The 1098-nt window shown below is 70.1% G+C and carries 1 protein-coding gene; it reads right to left on the bottom strand.

The window, feature by feature from the left end; all coding sequences use genetic code 11:
- A partial coding sequence (locus ABZ260_RS51485) for a beta-ketoacyl synthase N-terminal-like domain-containing protein (RefSeq protein ID WP_355633360.1) occupies positions 1–1098 on the bottom strand: 1098 nt, incomplete at both ends.

Below are 1098 nucleotides of genomic sequence, written 5' to 3'. Positions count from 1 at the left end.
CACCTCCAGCAACAACCGCTGCTGCGGATCAACCGCCAACGCCTCACGCGGCGAGATCCCGAAGAACCCCGGATCGAACTCATCGGCATCATGCAAGAACCCACCATGACGCGTATACGACGTCCCCACCCGGCCGGGATCCGGATCGTAGATGCCCTCCAGATCCCACCCCCGATTCGTCGGGAAACCGGTGATCGCATCGGTCTCCTCGACCACCAGCCGCCACAGATCCTCCGGAGAGGCCACCCCACCCGGATAACGGCACGCCATCCCCACGATCACGACCGGATCATCGGCCACCGAACGCACCACCGGCAGATCCGCGACCTGCTCGGAGTCCACCGAGCCGAACAACTCCCCGTAAAGGAATTCCGCCACGCTGAGGGAGGTCGGGTAGTCGAAGACCAGTGTCGCGGGCAGCGACAGCCCCGTCGCCGCGGCCAGCTGGTTGCGCAGCTCCACCGCGGCCAGCGAATCCAGTCCCATCGTGCTGAAGGCCCGATCGGGCTCCACCGCATCCCCCGACACGTGCCCCAGCACCACCGCCACCTGCCGCCGTACCAGCTCTTCCAGCACCCGCTCGCGCTCGCCCACGTCCAGGTCGGCCAGGCGCCGCCGCAACCCGCCTTCCTGACCGCCACCGGCGGCCACCCGGACCGGCCGCCTCGCCGGTGCCAGCCCTCGCAGCAACGCCGGCACCTCGCCGCCGCGGCCCCGCAACACCTCCACCTCCACCCGCAGCGGCACCGTCATCGCCGCATCCGCCCGCACGCTCACATCGAACAGCCGCAACCCCTCGGCCGCGGACAGTGCCGACAGCCCCAGCCGGGCCATCCGATCCCGGTAGGCATCGGACAGCCCGGCGCTCATCCCGGTGGCCACATCCCACAGCCCGTAGGCCAGCGACGTCGCCACCAGCCCTCGCGACCGCCGATAGACCGCCAACGCGTCCAAGAACACGTTGGCCGCCGCGTAGTTGCCCTGCCCCGCCGCCATGACCAGCCCACCGGCCGAGGAGACCAGCACGAACATCGCCAGCGGCAGATCCCGGGTCAGCTCGTGCAGATGCCAGGCCGCATCCGCCTTGGGCCGCAGCAC

Source organism: Streptosporangium sp. NPDC006013 (genome assembly GCF_040614275.1).
In the GTDB taxonomy this organism is placed as follows: Bacteria; Actinomycetota; Actinomycetes; order Streptosporangiales; family Streptosporangiaceae; genus Streptosporangium.
This window is presented reverse-complemented; position numbering and strand designations above follow the sequence as displayed.